The sequence below is a fragment of the Leifsonia tongyongensis genome (assembly GCF_010686705.1).
Lineage (GTDB): Bacteria > Actinomycetota > Actinomycetes > Actinomycetales > Microbacteriaceae > Diaminobutyricibacter > Diaminobutyricibacter tongyongensis.
On record NZ_JAAGWY010000003.1, the window covers coordinates 21,591 to 38,138 of the forward strand.

Annotated in this window: 16 protein-coding genes and 1 tRNA gene; 13 read left to right on the forward strand and 4 right to left on the reverse strand. The window is 67.2% G+C overall.

Annotated features, from left to right (window positions below):
- Position 1 precedes the first annotated feature (1 nt).
- The 6 genes from G3T36_RS13575 to G3T36_RS13600 all read left to right on the forward strand — a co-directional run bounded on the left by G3T36_RS13575 (position 2) and on the right by G3T36_RS13600 (position 6,393).
- On the forward strand, positions 2-670 hold the full coding sequence (locus tag G3T36_RS13575) for a response regulator transcription factor (protein ID WP_163290364.1): 669 nt from the start codon (positions 2-4) through the stop codon (positions 668-670).
- Positions 671-701: 31 nt separating this feature from the next.
- Positions 702-1,379 carry a thymidine kinase gene (locus tag G3T36_RS13580; RefSeq protein ID WP_163290365.1) on the forward strand — a complete coding sequence of 226 codons (678 nt, stop codon included), beginning with the start codon at positions 702-704 and terminating at the stop codon, positions 1,377-1,379.
- A 16-nt stretch (positions 1,380-1,395) separates the two neighbouring features.
- Complete coding sequence (locus G3T36_RS13585) at positions 1,396-2,709, forward strand: UDP-glucose dehydrogenase family protein (protein WP_163290366.1); 1,314 nt, start codon at positions 1,396-1,398, stop codon at positions 2,707-2,709.
- A 97-nt stretch (positions 2,710-2,806) separates the two neighbouring features.
- Positions 2,807-4,594 (forward strand): DUF4012 domain-containing protein, encoded by a 1,788-nt coding sequence (locus G3T36_RS13590; RefSeq protein WP_163290367.1) that lies wholly within the window; start codon positions 2,807-2,809, stop codon positions 4,592-4,594.
- 65 nt (positions 4,595-4,659) lie between these two features.
- On the forward strand, positions 4,660-5,256 hold the full coding sequence (locus G3T36_RS13595) for a hypothetical protein (protein ID WP_163290368.1): 597 nt from the start codon (positions 4,660-4,662) through the stop codon (positions 5,254-5,256).
- 78 nt (positions 5,257-5,334) lie between these two features.
- Entirely contained in the window at positions 5,335-6,393 is a 1,059-nt protein-coding gene (locus G3T36_RS13600; protein ID WP_163290369.1) for an LLM class flavin-dependent oxidoreductase, read from the forward strand.
- 57 nt (positions 6,394-6,450) lie between these two features.
- On the opposite strand, the gene G3T36_RS13605 is transcribed toward G3T36_RS13600, so the two are convergent.
- The 3 genes from G3T36_RS13605 to G3T36_RS13615 form a co-directional block, all read right to left on the reverse strand.
- Positions 6,451-6,524: transfer RNA gene (locus G3T36_RS13605), tRNA-Pro, on the reverse strand.
- A gap of 66 nt (positions 6,525-6,590) precedes the next feature.
- Positions 6,591-7,568, reverse strand: coding sequence for a metallophosphoesterase (locus G3T36_RS13610; protein ID WP_163290370.1), 978 nt, complete (start codon positions 7,566-7,568; stop codon positions 6,591-6,593).
- A complete protein-coding gene (locus G3T36_RS13615) occupies positions 7,568-10,126 on the reverse strand; it encodes a transglycosylase domain-containing protein (protein WP_163290371.1) in 2,559 nt (852 codons plus the stop codon). Before G3T36_RS13615 ends, G3T36_RS13610 begins: the two co-directional genes overlap by 1 nt.
- Positions 10,127-10,194: 68 nt before the next feature.
- Here G3T36_RS13615 and sp36 point away from each other — a divergent pair, with 68 nt between their 5' ends.
- Both sp36 and G3T36_RS13625 read left to right on the forward strand, forming a co-directional pair.
- Positions 10,195-10,368, forward strand: coding sequence for a Sp36 family protein (gene sp36 / locus G3T36_RS13620; RefSeq protein WP_163290372.1), 174 nt, complete (start codon positions 10,195-10,197; stop codon positions 10,366-10,368).
- The gene (locus tag G3T36_RS13625) at positions 10,365-10,835 is read left to right on the forward strand and encodes an Atu1372/SO_1960 family protein (RefSeq protein WP_163290373.1); all 471 of its coding nucleotides are present in this window, start codon (positions 10,365-10,367) and stop codon (positions 10,833-10,835) included. Before sp36 ends, G3T36_RS13625 begins: the two co-directional genes overlap by 4 nt.
- Before the next feature lie 89 nt (positions 10,836-10,924).
- On the opposite strand, the gene acs is transcribed toward G3T36_RS13625, so the two are convergent.
- Positions 10,925-12,874: an acetate--CoA ligase gene (acs, locus tag G3T36_RS13630; RefSeq protein ID WP_163290374.1), complete on the reverse strand. Its 1,950-nt coding sequence runs from the start codon at positions 12,872-12,874 to the stop codon at positions 10,925-10,927.
- A 360-nt stretch (positions 12,875-13,234) separates the two neighbouring features.
- Here acs and G3T36_RS13635 point away from each other — a divergent pair, with 360 nt between their 5' ends.
- From G3T36_RS13635 to G3T36_RS19845, 5 genes are all read left to right on the forward strand, one after another.
- Complete coding sequence (locus tag G3T36_RS13635; protein ID WP_163290375.1) at positions 13,235-14,263, forward strand: TadA family conjugal transfer-associated ATPase; 1,029 nt, start codon at positions 13,235-13,237, stop codon at positions 14,261-14,263.
- Positions 14,250-15,188, forward strand: coding sequence for a type II secretion system F family protein (locus G3T36_RS13640; protein ID WP_163290376.1), 939 nt, complete (start codon positions 14,250-14,252; stop codon positions 15,186-15,188). The genes G3T36_RS13635 and G3T36_RS13640 overlap by 14 nt, the downstream gene beginning before the upstream one ends.
- Before the next feature lie 106 nt (positions 15,189-15,294).
- Positions 15,295-15,483: a DUF4244 domain-containing protein gene (locus tag G3T36_RS13645; protein ID WP_163290377.1), complete on the forward strand. Its 189-nt coding sequence runs from the start codon at positions 15,295-15,297 to the stop codon at positions 15,481-15,483.
- Positions 15,476-15,835 carry a TadE family type IV pilus minor pilin gene (locus tag G3T36_RS13650; protein ID WP_163290378.1) on the forward strand — a complete coding sequence of 120 codons (360 nt, stop codon included), beginning with the start codon at positions 15,476-15,478 and terminating at the stop codon, positions 15,833-15,835. The genes G3T36_RS13645 and G3T36_RS13650 overlap by 8 nt, the downstream gene beginning before the upstream one ends.
- A 1-nt stretch (position 15,836) precedes the next feature.
- On the forward strand, positions 15,837-16,418 hold the full coding sequence (locus tag G3T36_RS19845) for an Rv3654c family TadE-like protein (RefSeq protein ID WP_338031585.1): 582 nt from the start codon (positions 15,837-15,839) through the stop codon (positions 16,416-16,418).
- Positions 16,419-16,548: the final 130 nt, after the last annotated feature.

The following is a 16,548-nucleotide window of genomic DNA, read 5'->3' on the forward strand; positions in this document are numbered from 1 at the left end:
GATGAGCAATCCCGCACCCAGCATGAAGTCGGGGCCGATCCGGCTCGCCCTTCTCGACGATCACGAACTGCTGCTCGACAGCCTCGCCAGCTGGATCACGGCGAACGCGCCCGAATTCGAGCTCGTGCTGCGCGTCAGCACCTGGCTCGACCTGGTGCACAGCAGCGCATTTCCGACCGATCTCGTGATGATGGACCTGCAGTTGCGCGAGAGCGTCTCGATCGGCGCCAGGGTGCGCACCTGCCGCGCGGCCGGAGCGAAAGTGATCGTACTGACGGCGATCGACACGCAGGCGGACCGCGACAGTGCCATCGCGGCGGGCGCAGCCGCCTACCTCAACAAGTCGCAGCCGATGACCGAAGTGATGGCCGTGGCGCGAACGGTCATGGGCCTCGATGGCACCACATCCCCCCAACCGGCTTGGCGGCCGCTCCCGACCGGAGCGAAGCAGGTCGCCCGCCCCCATCTGAGCGAGGGGGAGCGGCTCGCGCTCTCCCTGTACGCCGACGGCCGCACCACCGGGCAGGTCGCGCGCGAAATGGGTGTGCAGTACGAGACCGCCAAGACCTACCTGAGGCGTGTGCGCGAGAAGTACGGAAAGGTCGGGCGACCGACGAGTTCGCGAGCGGATCTCATCCGGCGCGCCGCGGAGGACGGCTACCTCACCTGAGACCGGGTGCGCCACCCCGTAGGATCGACTCGTGGCAAAACTGTATTTCCGATACGGCGCGATGAACAGCGGTAAGAGCACTGCGATGTTGCAGGCGGCGTACAACTATGAGGAGCGCGGCCATCGGGTCCTCCTGGCCAAGCCCGCGATCGACACCAAGGGCGACATGGGTATCCTGTCGCGGCTCGGTGTCACGCGTGAGGTCGACTTCCTGATCGCACCCGAGACCGACGCATACGGGCGTTTCCAGCAGCACCGGGAGCGCACGATCAAGCGGTACGGTCGCGATGTCAGCTGCCTCCTGGTCGACGAAGCGCAATTCCTCACCGAAGCACAGGTCGACGACCTGCTCCGGATCGCCCTGCTCGAAGACATTCCCGTATTGGCATACGGTATTCGCACGGACTTCCAGACGGTCGCCTTCCCCGGCAGCCGACGGCTCCTCGAGATCGCGCACAGCCTCGAAGAGCTGAAGACGATCTGTCGCTGCGGCCGCAAGGCGATCTTCAACGCGCGCAAGATCGACGGCATCTTCGTGTTCGACGGCGACCAGGTGGCGATCGACGGCGCATCGGTGAGCTACGAGTCGCTGTGCGGCGCGTGCTACCTGCAGGAGAGCCAGGGTGTTCTCAACAACGGCAGGCGCCGCTGGCCCGTCGACGCGGGGAGTGCCGCCTACACCGCCGAGCCCGACCCGGACTTCACCTGATACGAGGACCAACACAATGAAGATTTCCGTGATCGGATGCGGATACCTGGGCGCGGTCCACGCAGCGGCGATGGCCGAGCTGGGCCACGAGGTGGTCGGAATCGACGTGGACACCGCGAAGATCGAGAGCCTGTCAGCGGGCATCCCCCCGTTCTTCGAACCCGGCCTGCCTGAGATTCTGGCGACGGCCATGGCGAGCGGACGGCTGAGGTTCAGCACCGACATCGCCGACGCCGCCGGCGCGACGGTGCATTTCGTGGCCGTCGGCACACCGCAGCAGTACGGTGGCAACGCCGCCGATCTCCGTTTCGTCGACGCCGCGTTCGAGGCGTTGGCACCCCATCTCACGCCAGGCGACGTCGTCGTGGGAAAGAGCACGGTACCCGTCGGCACGGCAGCGAGGCTGAGCGAAACGCTTGCTTCGACGGCTCCGGGCGCGATTCTCGCCTGGAACCCGGAATTCCTCCGGGAGGGCTTCGCCGTTGCAGACACGATCAAGCCGGACCGCCTGGTCTACGGCGTGCCCGACGGTGAACCGGGCGCCAGGGCGACGAGCGCTCTCGACCGGGTCTACGCATCCGCCATCGAAGGCGGCACCCCGCTCGTCGTGACCGACTACGCAACTGCGGAGCTCGTCAAGGTGTCGGCGAACGCCTTTCTGGCGACGAAGATCTCGTTCATCAATGCCATGGCGGAGATCGCCGAGGTGACGGGGGCGGATGTCACGGCTCTGGCGGATGCGATCGGATACGACTCGCGCATCGGCCGACGCTTTCTCAACGCCGGCGTGGGGTTCGGCGGCGGGTGTCTTCCCAAGGACATCAGGGCGTTCATCGCGCGCGCCGAGGAGCTCGGCCGCGGGGAGTCCGTCGTGTTCCTCAAGGAGGTCGATCAGATCAACCTGCGGCGGAGGCAGCGCGTCATCGACCTGCTGGTGGAGCTGCTCGGCGGCCAGGTGAACGGCAAGCGGATCGCCGTCCTGGGGCTCGCGTTCAAGCCGCACTCCGATGACGTGCGCGATTCTCCCGCGCTCGATGTCGCCGTTCAGCTGCGTGGGCTCGGCGCGAAGGTCATCGCGACCGATCCGCATGCGATCGCCAACGCACGCCGCACACATCCGCAACTCACGTACGCGGACGACGCGAACACGGCACTTCACGATGCGGATGCTGTGGTGCTCGTCACCGAGTGGCCGGAGTACAAGGCCCTCGACCCTGTCCAGACGGCGGGGCGGGTGCGTGGCCAGATCATCGTCGACGGACGCAACAGTCTCGACGCCGCAGCATGGCGGTCTGCAGGATGGACGTACCGGAGCCTCGGGCGGCGCTGACCGCGCGACTTCGGCCGGGGCGCCGGCGTTGGCAAGCCCCCCGCTTGGGGGTGGCTGAGGCTCCCTGCAAAAGCTGAGGAATTGTTAGATTTACGGGATGGAGCCCGCCCCGAAGATCCCTACTCGACGCCGCGCGATCTCGCTCGTCGTCGCGGGCCTCGTCCTGGTCATCGCGGGAGTGGTCGGATGGATCGGGATACGCGGGCTCCTCGCCAAACAGGAACTGCACGAGATCACCCCGCTCGCCAGTGAGATCGAGAGTTCCGTCGCGTCGGGTCATTTTGCCGCGGCACGCTCGGCGGCGAACGAGCTCAGCGCCCATGCTCACCAGGCCGCAAGCCTCACCGACGACCCGGTGTGGCGTGCTGCCGAGGTCCTGCCGGTGGCGGGCCCGAATCTGACCGCCGCGCGCGAGCTGGCGGCAGCGGCGAGGGCGATCTCCGACAGGATCGTGTCCCCGCTCGTCGCCGTCTCGGAGTCCGTCGACATCGAGACGTTCAAGCCGTCGGATGGCACCTTGGCGTTGGGGCCCCTGGTGGCGGCGACGCCGACGGTCGAGCGGGTGCAGCATGCATACGACGACGTGCAGCGCTCGGTCGCAGCCATTTCGACGAAGGGAACGCTCGGCGTCGTCTCCCACGCAGTCGAGAGAGTCAGGGACGCCGTCGATCGCGTCGGCCCCACGCTCACCGCGCTGGCGAACAGCGTGCGCATCGTGCCCGGGATGCTCGGAGCCGACGGACCGCGGAACATCCTGCTGCTCGCGCAGAACCCCGCCGAGCTGCGGGCGACAGGGGGTCTCGTCGGGTCGCTCATCCTCATCCATGCGGACAAGGGCGCGGTCAGCCTCGTCTCCCACGCGTCCACCGCCGACTTTCCTGCGCTCGTGCAACCCGTCATGGCGCTTCCGACCGCGACGGAGGGACTGTACGGGACGGTCGTCGGTCGCTACGTACAGGACGTCGGTGCGACACCGTACTTTCCCGTGAGTGCCCAGCTGGCATCGAAGATGTGGACGAACAGGTTCGGCGGACGGATCGACGGGGTGATCGCCATCGATCCGGTGACCATCGGTTACCTGCTGGAGGCGACGGGTCCGGTTACCATCGCGGACGGCCGCCGGCTGGAGGCGGGCAATGCCGTTCCCCTGCTCCTGAGCGATGTCTACCATGACTATCCGGATCCGGCCGCGCAGGACGCGGTCTTCGCATCGGCTGCTTCGGCAGTGTTCGCGAAGGTCGTGTCGGGCGCCGCGGATGCGACGGCCCTGGTCAGTGCGCTGTCACGTGCCGGCGGCGAGCGGCGCCTGCTGATCTGGAGTGGTCATCCTGCCGAGCAGTCGGTGCTCGCTTCGACCACCCTCGCGGGAGGCCTCCCCGCCTCGACGAGCAGGATGGCCGGGATCGGGGTCTATTTCAATGACGCGACCGGCGGCAAGATGGACTACTACCTGAAGTCGACGGTGTCTGTCGCATCTGGCGTCTGTCGCGCCGATGGCACCCCGGCGTCGCGGGTGACCATCAGCCTGACGAGCATGGCGCCGGCTGACGCCGGGGAATCGCTTCCCGCGTACGTGACGGGCAACGGCATCTTCGGCGTCATGCCTGGAATGATCCGCACTCGTGTGGTCGTCTACGGCGCCGAGGGCGGATTGCTGGTTGGAGCGAGCGGAGGCGGCGCACGAGGCAATCCGAGCCTGGCGGCAACGGATGCGGGACGACCCGTGAGTGTGTCGACGGTCGATCTTCGGCCTGGCGTCACGAAGACGGTGATCGTCGACCTCCTCAACGTGAAGCAGAAGGTTGCGGATGCGCGTCTCACCGTTACCCCCACTCTGGGTGGCATCGTGGCTCCGAATGTTGCCCTGACGTGTACGGCTCCGTAAACTGAGGATTCATCATGTCGGGCTGCCCCGACGTGTCTGCACCTGATCGTCCGGAGGCGCCGCCCATGTCCAGGAAGCTGCTCGCCACACTGCTCCTCGTCGTCGCCGGCACGTTCGCGGCGCCGCTGGCGGCCAACGCCACCGGCGACGACGATTACACCAGCGCGGGCGGCTGCAGTCTCAGCCCGACAACGGTTCAAGGCGGAGAATCCGCCACCCTCACCTGCGTGCCGGGTACCTTCGACGACTCCGAGAGCGTCAGCTACGTCGTATCCGGGCAGAACGGTGCAGATGCACATCTCGCGTCGTTCCGCACCTCCCTGAGTACGGCGAGCGTGGTGAAGACGTCGGCGTCCGATGGAGGCGCTCTGCTCCTCGTCACCGTTCCGCGGGATGCGAGCGGCGCCTACGAGATCACCGGCACAGGCCAGACCAGCCACCGTGCGACGACAGCCACCGTTACAGTGATCCCGGCCGACGACCCGGCCGGCTCGAGTTCGACCACCACGACGACATCGTCCGGTTCGGGCAGCGGTCTGGCCGACACCGGTTCGGTCATCAGCACGTCGCTCTTCGCAGCCGGGCTTGTGCTTGTACTCGGCGGGATCATCGTCGTCGTGATCGTCACAGCTCGCCGTCGACGGGAATCCACGCAACGGTAAGGTGCGTCCGACGCGCAGCAGTCCGGGGCCACGCGAGGTGAGCCCGGGAATCACGGCGTGTGATCCGTGGTTGCCATCATGGTGACCTCTGCTCCCCACGCATCCGACCCGCTCGCATCCGTTCCCCTCAACGTCCTCGACCTCGCAAGCCGCCCGTACGGCGCAAGCAACGCGGATGCCGTCCACGGCTCCATCCGACTCGCCCAGGAGGCTGAGCGGCTCGGGTACACGCGTTTCTGGGTCGCAGAGCATCACGGGATGCCCGCGATCGCATCCAGCGCACCTGCGGTCCTGATCGCGGGCATCGCCGCGGCGACGGAACGCATCCGCGTCGGAAGCGGGGGAGTGATGCTCCCGAACCATGCGCCACTCGTCGTGGCCGAACAGTTCGGCACGCTGCGGGCCCTCTACGGCGACCGCATCGACCTCGGTATCGGTCGCGCCCCAGGCACGGACGGCGCAACCGCCATGGCGCTCCGGCGCAGCGCAGAAGGCCTCGGCGTCGAAGACTTTCCGCAGCAGCTCCTCGACCTCTTCGGGTTCTTCTACGGAGGCCTCGCCGACTCCAATCCCCTGCACACGATCACCGCCGTCCCCGGGCTCGGCGACGCGCCGCAGATCTGGCTCCTCGGGTCGAGCGGATACAGCGCACAGGTGGCCGCGGCACTCGGGCTGCCCTTCGCGTTCGCGCACCATTTCGCGGGCGAGAACACCGAGGCCGCGCTCGAGCTCTACCGGTCCCGCTTCACCCCGAGCGACATCCTCGACAAGCCGCACAGCATGATCGCGGTGAACGTGATCTCGGACGACGATCCCGAGGTCGTGCGGGCCCAATCGCTGCCGGGCCAGTTGTCGTTCCTGAGGATGAGGCAGGGCGCAAAACCGCAGCCCGTCAGCATCGAGGAAGCGCTCGCGCACGAGTTCACGCCGATCGAAGAAGAGTTCATCGCCGCGAGGATCGCCCGGCAGGCCGTCGGGACGCCCGACGAGGTCGAGGCGCGGCTTACTTCGCTGCTCCACTCCACAGGGGCCGACGAGCTGATGATCGCATCCGGAGCGGCGACAGTGGATGCGCGCATCCGCTCGCTTCAGATCGTCGCTGAGCGGCTGGGCGCCCCGGCGGCCGCTGAGAACTAACACAGCGACCCGTTAAACGACTGTTGCCGGAGCGATGAGCTCCGGCAACAGCATGGGTCGGGGTGGCGGGATTCGAACCCACGACCTCTTCGTCCCGAACGAAGCGCGCTACCAAGCTGCGCCACACCCCGAGTGGCCCGAAGGCCTCAACTAGGATACACGCTGCGGAGCGGGGTCGTTGACCAGTCAGCCGGCGCTCAGCGTGCGGGGACGAGCGTCAGCAGGGTTGCCTCGGGCGGGCAGGCGAACCGGACCGGCGCGTAGATCGAGGTGCCGAGACCGGCCGAGACGTTGAGGTAGGCGGAGCGGAAGGCGTGCCGCCAGATGCTCAAACCCTTCGCCTGACGCCGCGGGATGTCGCAGTTGGTGACGAGAGCGCCGAAGCCGGGAAGGCAGACCTGGCCGCCATGGGTGTGGCCGGCGAAGATCAGTGACGCGCCATAGGTGACGAACGTATCGAGCACGCGCTGGTATGGAGCGTGGGCGACACCGATCGTCAGCGTGGGGCGTTCCTTGCGCGGGGCGTCCTCCGGCCACGTCGCATCCTCGGCGTACGGGTCGTTCTCGCGCAACTCTTCCAGCGCACCCGGGATGAGCTCGAGCCGGTCGAAATGGCGATGGGGGTCGTTCACGCCGAAGAACTCGATGTGGGTGCCCTGAAGGTCGATGGAGCCCGCGGCGTTGTTGAGATCGAGCCAGCCGAGGTCGTCGAAGTAGGCGGTGAGGGCGGCATTGTCGAGAAGTGCTGCAGTCGATGCGACCTTCGACGGACCGGAGAAGTATTTGAGCGGATTCTTGGCCTGCGGCCCGTAATAGTCGTTGGAGCCGTGCACGAAGACGCCGGGGATGCCACGGAATCGCTCGAAGGCGTACTCGACACCCGACAGCCCATCGACATGCCCGAGGTTGTCCCCGGTATCGACGATGAGGTCGAGATCGAGGTCGGCGAGCGACCTGACCCACTCCTGCTTGTCCTTCTGCCAGGGGGCCATGTGCAGGTCGGACAGGTGAAGCACCCGGATCGGGCGAGCACCCGCCGGCAGGACGGGCACGCTGACCCTCCGCAGGGTGAACCTCTTGCGCTCGACCAGGGTTCCCCAGGCGAACGCGGCCGCGGACGCAGCGCCCGCCACCGCGATTGCGGTGGCGGCGCTGCGTCCCGGTGAGCGAGACACTATGGTTTCGGCGCTCCGGTCGGCGGTGCAGTCGGCTGCTGCTGGACCGTCAGGGTGACCTTCGAGCCCGGCTTCACTCCGGTTCCCGCAGCGGGATCCATGGATTTGACGATGTCGTCGGGGTTACCCCCGCCCTTCACCTGCACGGAGAAGCCGCTGAGGGCCGCCTGGGCGTCCGAGACCTTCTTGCCGACGACGTTCGGCAGGGCGACGAGCGATCCGTTGCTGGTGTACACCGTGATCACCGTGCCCTTGCTGACGCTCGCGCCGGCGCCTGGGTCGGTGCTGTCGACCGTTCCGGCCGGCTTGACGGAGTCTCGGGGACCGCCGTCCGCATACGTCAGGCCGAGCCCCTCGATGATCGACTTCGCTTCGACCGGGCTGCGGCCGCTGAGGTCGGGCACCTGTACCTGCACACCCTGCAGGAGCTTCTGGTCGGGCGTCGGGAACGGGTCTCCACCGAACTTGGCGACGGACGCGCCCATGATGGCGCGCATCACAGCCGTTCGCGCGAGAGCGGGGGTCGTGCCGTGGGTCGGATAGATGCTGCGCATCGAGACGTGGCCGTCGATGTTGCCGACCCAATAGGCGCCGGCCATCTTGGTGGTCGACGCGACGAGCCAGATCTGCTCGTTGTTCTCGGTCGTACCGGTCTTGGCGAGCATGTCGACGTTGGTCGGGTTCATACCGGCAGCGGTACCGTTCTGCACGACCTTCGTCAGCGCGTACGCCATGGTGGCCGCCACCTGCGGATCGACCGCCTGAGTGCACTTCGACTTCGGGGCCGGAACGTCCTTGCCCGAGCCGTCGACGATCTTGTCGATCGCGATCGGGGTGCAGACAACGCCCTTGTTGGCGATCCCAGCGAAGGCGGTCGCCATCGTCAGCGGCGCGATCTCGTTGATGCCGAGCACGGAGCTCGGGAGGCTCTTGAGCGTTGCTCCGTCTGCACGGTGCACGTCGAACGCCTCAGCGTCATGGCGGATGTCGCAGAGATCGAGCTGGTGGGCCATCGCGATGTACGCCGTGTTGACCGATTCGGTCGTCGCGGTCTGGGCACTCATGATGCCGCCCTCGCCGGCGGAGTCGTTCGTCGGGTGGTATGAGCCGCCCGCCGGGCCGTCACAGCTGTTCTTGAACGTCGACGCGTCGTAGGTCCGCGGGTTCGCGTTGACGGTCTCGTTCAGCGAGTGACCGGCCTGGAGCCAGGCTGCCAGCGTGAAGACCTTGTACGTCGATCCCGTCTGGAAGCCGCTCGAGCCGCCGTACGCCTGATCGGTGTTGTAGTTGATCGACGTGTAATTGGCGCCGGACTTCAGCACCTCGGGATCCTGGCTGTAGTCCTTGTTCTGCGCCATGTACAGCACGCGACCGGTGCCGGGCTGCACGCCCGTGGCGGCAGCACCGAGGTTGGCCCGGTCGTACGTCTTCGGGACGTAGTCGCGGATGGAGCCTTCTGCTGCACCCTGCATGTCGAGGTCGAGGCTCGTGTAGATCTTGTAGCCGCCCCGGTAGAAGTTCGAGGTGCGGATCTCCGGGGTCGCACCGAAGGCCGGGTCGTTCAGCGCGATCTTCTGCACGTAGTCGCAGAAGTAGGCCGAACCGCCCGCCGTCTGGCAGCCGCGGACTGAGGGGGTGATCTTCGGGGTGATCTTCGTCTTCAGCGCCTCTTCGTACTGCGCTTTGGTGAGTTTCTTGTACTCGAACATCTTGCCGAGGATGTAGTCGCGGCGTTCCTTGTTCGCCGCGTACCCGTTCGCGGCCCCGTTGGTCTTGCTCGTCGGGTCGTCGAGCTTGAGCGCGGTCGGCTGGTTGACGATGGCGACCAGGCTGGCGGCCTGAGACGGGGTCAGGGCCTTGGAGGTGACGCCGTAGTAGTAGCGGGCGGCGGCTTCGATTCCGTAGACGCTTCCACCGAATCCGGCGATGTTGAGGTACCCGTCGAGGATCTGGTCCTTCGTGTACTTCTTCTCGAGACCGATCGCGTATTTCATCTCCTTGAGCTTCCGGTCCGGTGTGACGCCCGTGGAGTTCTCCACGCAAGCGTCGTACGCCTTCTGGTCCGCATCCGTCTTGACCGGTTTCGCCTCGCACTTCTGCAGCAGGACGTTCTTCACGTACTGCTGGGTGATCGACGAACCGCCCTGGGTGTCCTTCTTGAGCGCAGTGAAGAGCGCGCCACGGATGGTGCCCTGGATGTCGACGCCGCCGTGCGAGTAGAAACGCGGGTCTTCGCCGGCGATCGCTGCATCCTTTGCGGACTGGGAGATCTGGTCGAACTTGACCGGAAGCCGGTTCTGGGCGTAGAAGGTGGCGAGCGGAACGTTGGTTCCGTTGCCCGCCTTCGCGTAGATTGTGGTCGGCTGGGCGAGCTCTCCGACGGAGAGATACTCCGGGAGACCCTCGAAAACACCGATGCTGTCGTTTGCGGCCATGCCGGTCACCGCGATGGCGGGGGTGACGGCGGCAGTGACGAGGAGGCCCGCGACGACACTCATGCCGACGAACGCGCCAAGCGCAGGGAGCGCACCTCTAGCCGGGGAATTTTTGGCAGACATAGAATCAAGCGTAGGTCAGAAACCTGACAAACCCCCTGAACGGCCGAGCCGAACACACGAGGAGAACCATGCCCCGCTGGGAATACGCGACGATCCCGCTGATCATCCACAACACTGCGGCCATCCTCAATACCTGGGGTTCCGAGGGCTGGGAGCTGGTCCAGGTCATCTCCGGCCCGGAAGGCGGCCTCGTCGCCTACCTCAAGCGGCCCGTGCTCCAGACGGCAGGAGGCGACCAGTGACGACGATCGACGAACGGCTCGCCGAGCTCGGGATCGAGCTCCCGGAGATCGTTCCTCCTGTAGCCGCGTACATCCCCGCGGTGGTGGAGGGGTCGCTGGTCTTCACGTCCGGCCAGCTCCCGATGGTGTCGGGGGCGCTCCCCGCGACCGGCAAGGTCGGTGACGGCCACGGGCTCGTCCCGGCGAGCGACGCGAAGGACTACGCCCGGATCTGCGCGCTCAACGCCCTGGCGGCGGCCAAAGGCGTGATCGGATCGCTCGACCGCGTCACGCGAATCGTCAAGGTCGTCGGGTTCGTCGCATCCGACCCGTCGTTCACCGGCCAGCCGGGTGTCATCAACGGCGCGTCCGAAGTGCTGGGAGAGATCTTCGGTGACGCGGGCGTCCACGCACGCTCAGCGGTCGGCGTCGCGGTCCTGCCCCTGGACGCGCCCGTCGAGGTCGAACTGGTCCTCGCGTTCGACTGACCCGCGCGTTCGACTGACCGCGTCGAGTCGTCACCAACTACCGTCATTTCCGCTCCGGAAAGGGAGTTGGTGACGACTCGACCCCGGGACTACTTCAGCTTGCCCTGGATGATCGTCATCACGGTCGTGTCCGCGAGCGTCGTCGTGTCACCGATCTCGCGACCTTCTGCCACATCGCGGAGGAGGCGCCGCATGATCTTGCCGGAGCGGGTCTTGGGCAGCTCGTTCACGACGAAGATCTGGCGGGGTCGTGCGATCGCCCCGATCTGCTCAGCGACGTGCGCGCGGAGCACAGCGGCGACATCCTCGGAATCCGCCACCTCCTGCTGGCTCTGCTTGATGATGACGAACGCGACCACGGCCTGACCGGTCGTCTCGTCGCTGGCGCCGACGACGGCCGCCTCGGCGGTGAGCGGATGCGCGACCAGCGCCGACTCGATCTCCGCGGTCGACAGGCGATGACCGGAGACGTTCATGACGTCGTCGACCCGACCGAGGAGCCAGATGTCGCCGTCTTCGTCCAGGCGTGCACCGTCGCCGGCGAAGTACTTGTCGCCGAACTTCTCCCAGTAGGTCTCCTTGAAGCGCTCCGGGTCGCCCCAGATGCCGCGCAGCATGCTGGGCCAGGGTTCGGTGACGACGAGAAGGCCTCCGTTGCCGTGCCCCACGTGTTCGCCGGCGTCGTCGAGCACATCGATCACGATGCCGGGGAGCGGGGTCTGCGCACTGCCGGGCTTCGTCGCGGTCACGCCAGGAAGGGCCGAGATCATGATGGCGCCGGTCTCGGTCTGCCACCAGGTGTCGACGATGGGTGTCGACCCGCCGCCGATGACCTCGCGGTACCACATCCAGGCTTCAGGGTTGATCGGCTCTCCGACCGAGCCGAGCACGCGCAGGCTGCTGAGGTCGAAGCCCTGCGGGATCTGCCGGCCCAGCTTCATGAACGAGCGGATGGCCGTGGGGGCGGTGTAGAAGAGCGACACCTTGTACTTCTCGATGATCTCCCACCAGCGACCCTGGTGCGGTGTGTCCGGGGTGCCCTCGTACAGCACCTGGGTGGCGCCGTTCGCGAGCGGTCCGTAGACGACGTAGCTGTGTCCCGTGACCCAGCCGACGTCGGCCGTGCACCAGTACACATCGGTCTCGGGGTGCAGGTCGAAGACGTTCCGGTGGGTGAACGCGGTCTGGGTGAGGTAGCCGCCGGAGGTGTGGAGGATGCCCTTGGGCTTCCCCGTGGTCCCGCTCGTGTAGAGGATGAAGAGGGGCTGCTCGGCGCCGAACGGCTTCGCCACATGGTCGGCGTCGACCTGGGCGAGCTCGTCATGCCACCACAGGTCTCGGCCCTCGGTCCACTCGACGTCGTTGCCCCCGCGCTTGACGACCAGGACGTTCTCGACCGTCGAGTCGCCGGCCGCAAGGGCGGCATCCACAGCGGGTTTGAGCGGGAAGACCTTCCCCTTGCGCCAGCCGCCGTCCGCTGTGATCACGAGCTTGGCGCTCGCGTCGTCGATGCGCGACCGGAGGCTCTCCGAGCTGAAGCCGCCGAAGACGACCGAGTGGACGGCTCCGATGCGGGCCACCGCGAGCATCGCGATGACGGCTTCAGGGATCATCGGAAGGTAGATCGCGACGCGGTCGCCGGCGTGGATGCCGAGGCTCGTGAGCAGATTGGCCGCCCGCTTGACCTCCGCCGTCAGTTCGGCGTACGTGATCGAGCGGCTGTCGCCCGGCTCGCCTTCCCAGTGGATGGCGACACGGTCTCCGTTACCGGCCAGAACGTGCCGGTCGAGGCAGTTGTACGCCACGTTGAGTTCGCCATCGTCGAACCAGGATGCGAACGGCGCGTTCGACCAGTCGAGAGTCTTGGTGAACGGCTTGTCCCAGTGAAGGAGTTCGCGGGACTGGTCGGCCCAGAAGCCGAGACGATCCGCCTTGGCGCGCTCGTACAGGTCGGCGCCGGCCACGGCCTGGGCGGCGAACTCGGCTGTGGGGGGAAAGCGTCGTTCCTCGTGCAGCAGGTTATCGATTGTGTTGCTCATGGGGAGTCGTTTCGCTCCTTTGCGATGCTGGTTTCGGCAGGGGTCGTGGCGCGACTTCTACGACATTACCGCTTGCCGGGCGTCCCAGATCGGGAGACTTGCGCAACCAGTTAATAGGCGTACACTAATACCCGGCCGAATGTATATTCTGGCGTGCGGCGCGAACGATTCCCCCCAATCACGCGTCGCTGTGGCGGCACCTGTTCCCCCCAATAGGTGCCGCCCCCCTTTGTTTAACGGTCGGGTTTCATTCGACGCCCCCTTCGCAGTGATTCCCTCACAGCGGCTCCTTCGGCTCGCCTTTCCACAGGCCGGGGCCCGTGCGATCGGTGTCATGGCCGATCGCCGTAGCCTCGCGGCATGGGATCGCTCAGCACTGGAACCCCGTCCGCCGTACCGTTCGTGCCGCACGCCCCGGACGTCGGGCTGCCTGCGGAGGCAGGGCCGATCGATTGGACGCCGTTCGGGCCCCTCGCCCCACACCTGGCGCGCGGCGGAGTCACCGACCTCTTCGTGAACGGTGCCGAGCTCTGGTCGGACGGCGATGACGGGGTGCAGCGACTCGGTGGATGGCCGGCCGACGAGCGTGCCACGCGTGACCTTGCCGTGCGACTCATCGGGCTCGGCGGTCGCCACATCGACGAGGCGACCCCGTGCGTCGACGTGCGACTGGCCGGAGGGATCCGGGTCCATGCCGTCCTCCCGCCGATTTCGACGACGGGCACGCTCCTCTCCATCCGTGTGCCGCGCCATGAGCGATTCACGATCGACGGACTCGTCGCATCCGGATCCGTCACGACGGCCCAGGCGGCGATCCTGCGGAGCGCGGTGACACAGCGACTGAACCTCTTGGTGACAGGAGCCGCGGGAGCAGGAAAGACCACGCTGCTCGCCGCCTTGCTGTCGGAGTCCTCACCGGACGAGCGGGTCGTCCTCATCGAGGATGTCGCCGAGCTCCGCATCGACCACCCTCACGTCGTTGGTCTGCAGGCCCGCCAGTCCAACCTCGAGGGCGCCGGAAGCGTCGGGCTCCCTCAACTGGTCCGGGAGGCGTTGCGTATGCGCCCCGATCGGCTCGTGCTCGGTGAATGTCGCGGCGCCGAGGTCCGGGACCTGCTGAGTGCTCTGAACACCGGACACGACGGCGGCGCAGGGACGCTGCATGCCAACTCGCTCGTCGACGTGCCGGCGCGACTCGAGGCGGTCGGTGCGCTGGCCGGTATGTCCGACCGATCGATCGCCCGCCAGGCGGTGAGCGCGATCGGCCTCGTGGTACATGTCGCCCGCGTCGGCGGCACCCGCCGCGTCTCGGGCTTCGGCCGGTTCCGCGCGGACGATCGCTCGCGGCTCACGCTCGACGTGCTCAGGATGCCGGATGCGAGTCGATAAGCGGGCCGGCTCGGTCGCGTTCGACCGTCTCGCCACCATCGCGGACACCGTCGCCACCTTGCTGGAGGCGGGGATCGCGCCGACCGCCGCGTGGACCTACATCGCAGAAGCGGCTGACGATCCACTTGCGGAAAGAGTCGGAAAAGCGATCGAGCGCGGCGGCACCGTGGCCGGCGCGCTCATGGACGGCCGGGACCGGCCCGCTCCCCGCGTCCAGGAAGCGCGGGCCACCCTTGCCGCCTCGTGGTGGGTCGCCGTCGAGTCGGGCGCACCCCTCGCCTCATGCCTTCGGGCGTGCGCGGAGTCCTTTCGCGGGCAGGGCGACACGGAGCGCGACATCGCCGTCGCCCTCGCCGGGCCGGTCCTCACAGCGAAGATGGTCTCCGTCCTTCCGCTGGTCGGGCTGTTCTTCGGCGCAGTGCTGGGCTTCGACACCTTCGGAACGCTCACGGGTAACCCGATCGGATGGGGGCTCCTGGCAGGTGGCGGGCTGCTGATGGTCCTGGGGGCCGCGTGGAATGTGCGGCTGACACGTAGCGCAGCATCCGCGGGTTCATCCTCGCCGGTCGGATTGGAACTCCTCGCCGTCGCTCTGATCGGGGGCGCGGCGCTGCCGGTTGCGCGCGGGATCGTCGCGGATGCGGTCCGCCGATTCCTGCCCGGGGACGCCGCCGACGCCGGCGGTGACGTGATCGAACACGTCCTGGAGCTGTCAGTCCGTGCCGGCGTTCCAGCAGCAGGTCTTCTGCGGAGCGAAGCAGACCGCCGCCGACGGGTGCAGCGCAGTGCCGGCCAGGCTGCTGCCGCGTCGCTGGCGGTCCGGCTGATGCTGCCGCTCGGCCTCTGCGTACTCCCGTCCTTCATGCTCCTCGGAGTGGCGCCTCTGGTTCTGGTCATCGTGTCCTCCACATTCGCCACTCTCTGAGCGCCGTCCACAGATCGCGCCGGAGGCCTTCGCCTCTGCGGCCGGTCGCGAAGGATGGATGACAGGGACGCGGGTGCGTCAGCGAACCGAAAGGAGAGGATGCGACATGAAGGGCATCTGGTCGAGAGTTGTAACGGGCATCTCAGACGAGAGGGGGTCGGCGACGGCCGAGTACGCCGTCGCCACGATGGCCGCTGTCGGATTCGCAGGACTTCTCGTGGTGATCCTGCGTGGTGACGAGGTTCGGCAGGTTCTCACCGACCTGGTGCGGCGGGCGCTCTCCATCGATGTGTGAGGCCGCACCGCAGTTGCGCTCGGAGGAGGGCAGTGTCACGGCCGAGATCGCCGCGGTGATCCCTGCAATCGTCCTCGTGATCGCGCTGTGCCTCGGTGCCCTCCAGGCTGTCACCCATCAGCTGCACGTCACTGATGCCGCCGCAGCGGCGGCGAGGGGGCTCGGGCGTGGTGACGACGTCGCGACGGTGCTCGGCCGAGCACGCGCCGAGATCGGTGACGTCTCGGTCTCTACCGAGCCCGAGGGAGAGTTCGTGTGTGCACGTCTGCGTTCCCCATGCCCGGCGGGGCCGTTCGGCGCACTCGGGCTGACCGTCGTCGCGCGTTCGTGCGCGCTCGCGGGAGGTCTGTGACGTGGGGGATGGGGAGAGGGGCTCGATCTCGGTCATCGCAGTGGGAATCATTGCCGGTGTTCTCGCACTGACCGGGAGCATCGCGGGGATCACGACCGCATTCGTCGCGAAGCAGCGCGTCGCGGGCGCTGCCGACGCTGCGGCCGTCGCCGCCGCCGACGCCGCGTCCGGAGCGGTGTCCGGCTACCCCTGCGAACGCGCGGCCGAGACGGCAACACTCAACGGAGCCTCGCTCATCGAGTGCATCGTCGACGGGCCCATCGCATCCGTTCGTGTCTCAGCGCAGTTCCTCGCCTTCGAGGTTCGCGCGAGAGCACGGGCCGGGCCGCAGGAGAGCGCCGTCTGGCAGTCAGTCGAAGACGGCCTCCAGGTAGCGATACTCGACGGCGCTCGGCCGGCTGTCGAGCGCGTCGTCGGACGCGAATTCGACTCCGCCACCTCGCGTGTAGAGGTAGCGCTTGCCGCCGGATTCCGCTCTGATCTCGATCCGGGGGCGGGGGTCGCCGGACTCCAGGAACTCGGCGGTGATGGTCTTGCCTTCGAGCGGACCATCGGTCAATTTCGCGGTGTACGTCCCCATTGATGTAGTACCCATGCAGGCCATTTTCCTCGACCTCAGCGTTACCGCAAGGGCTGCGCTGCAGGCGAACGGCCGAGAAACGATTAGGTGTAAGAGCAGTGGAGGTGTGTATGGTGTGCCTTGATGGGCGGCG

Coding starts and splice junctions, on each gene's coding strand:
- G3T36_RS13635 (WP_163290375.1), top strand. CDS start 13,235: ATGGGATCGCTCAGCACTGGAACCCCGTCCGCCGTACCGTTCGTGCCG.
- G3T36_RS13600 (WP_163290369.1), top strand. CDS start 5,335: ATGGTGACCTCTGCTCCCCACGCATCCGACCCGCTCGCATCCGTTCCC.
- G3T36_RS13575 (WP_163290364.1), top strand. CDS start 2: ATGAGCAATCCCGCACCCAGCATGAAGTCGGGGCCGATCCGGCTCGCC.
- G3T36_RS13585 (WP_163290366.1), top strand. CDS start 1,396: ATGAAGATTTCCGTGATCGGATGCGGATACCTGGGCGCGGTCCACGCA.
- G3T36_RS13615 (WP_163290371.1), bottom strand. CDS start 10,126: ATGTCTGCCAAAAATTCCCCGGCTAGAGGTGCGCTCCCTGCGCTTGGC.
- G3T36_RS13640 (WP_163290376.1), top strand. CDS start 14,250: ATGCGAGTCGATAAGCGGGCCGGCTCGGTCGCGTTCGACCGTCTCGCC.
- sp36 (WP_163290372.1), top strand. CDS start 10,195: ATGCCCCGCTGGGAATACGCGACGATCCCGCTGATCATCCACAACACT.
- G3T36_RS13590 (WP_163290367.1), top strand. CDS start 2,807: ATGGAGCCCGCCCCGAAGATCCCTACTCGACGCCGCGCGATCTCGCTC.
- acs (WP_163290374.1), bottom strand. CDS start 12,874: ATGAGCAACACAATCGATAACCTGCTGCACGAGGAACGACGCTTTCCC.
- G3T36_RS13645 (WP_163290377.1), top strand. CDS start 15,295: ATGAAGGGCATCTGGTCGAGAGTTGTAACGGGCATCTCAGACGAGAGG.
- G3T36_RS13595 (WP_163290368.1), top strand. CDS start 4,660: ATGTCCAGGAAGCTGCTCGCCACACTGCTCCTCGTCGTCGCCGGCACG.
- G3T36_RS13650 (WP_163290378.1), top strand. CDS start 15,476: ATGTGTGAGGCCGCACCGCAGTTGCGCTCGGAGGAGGGCAGTGTCACG.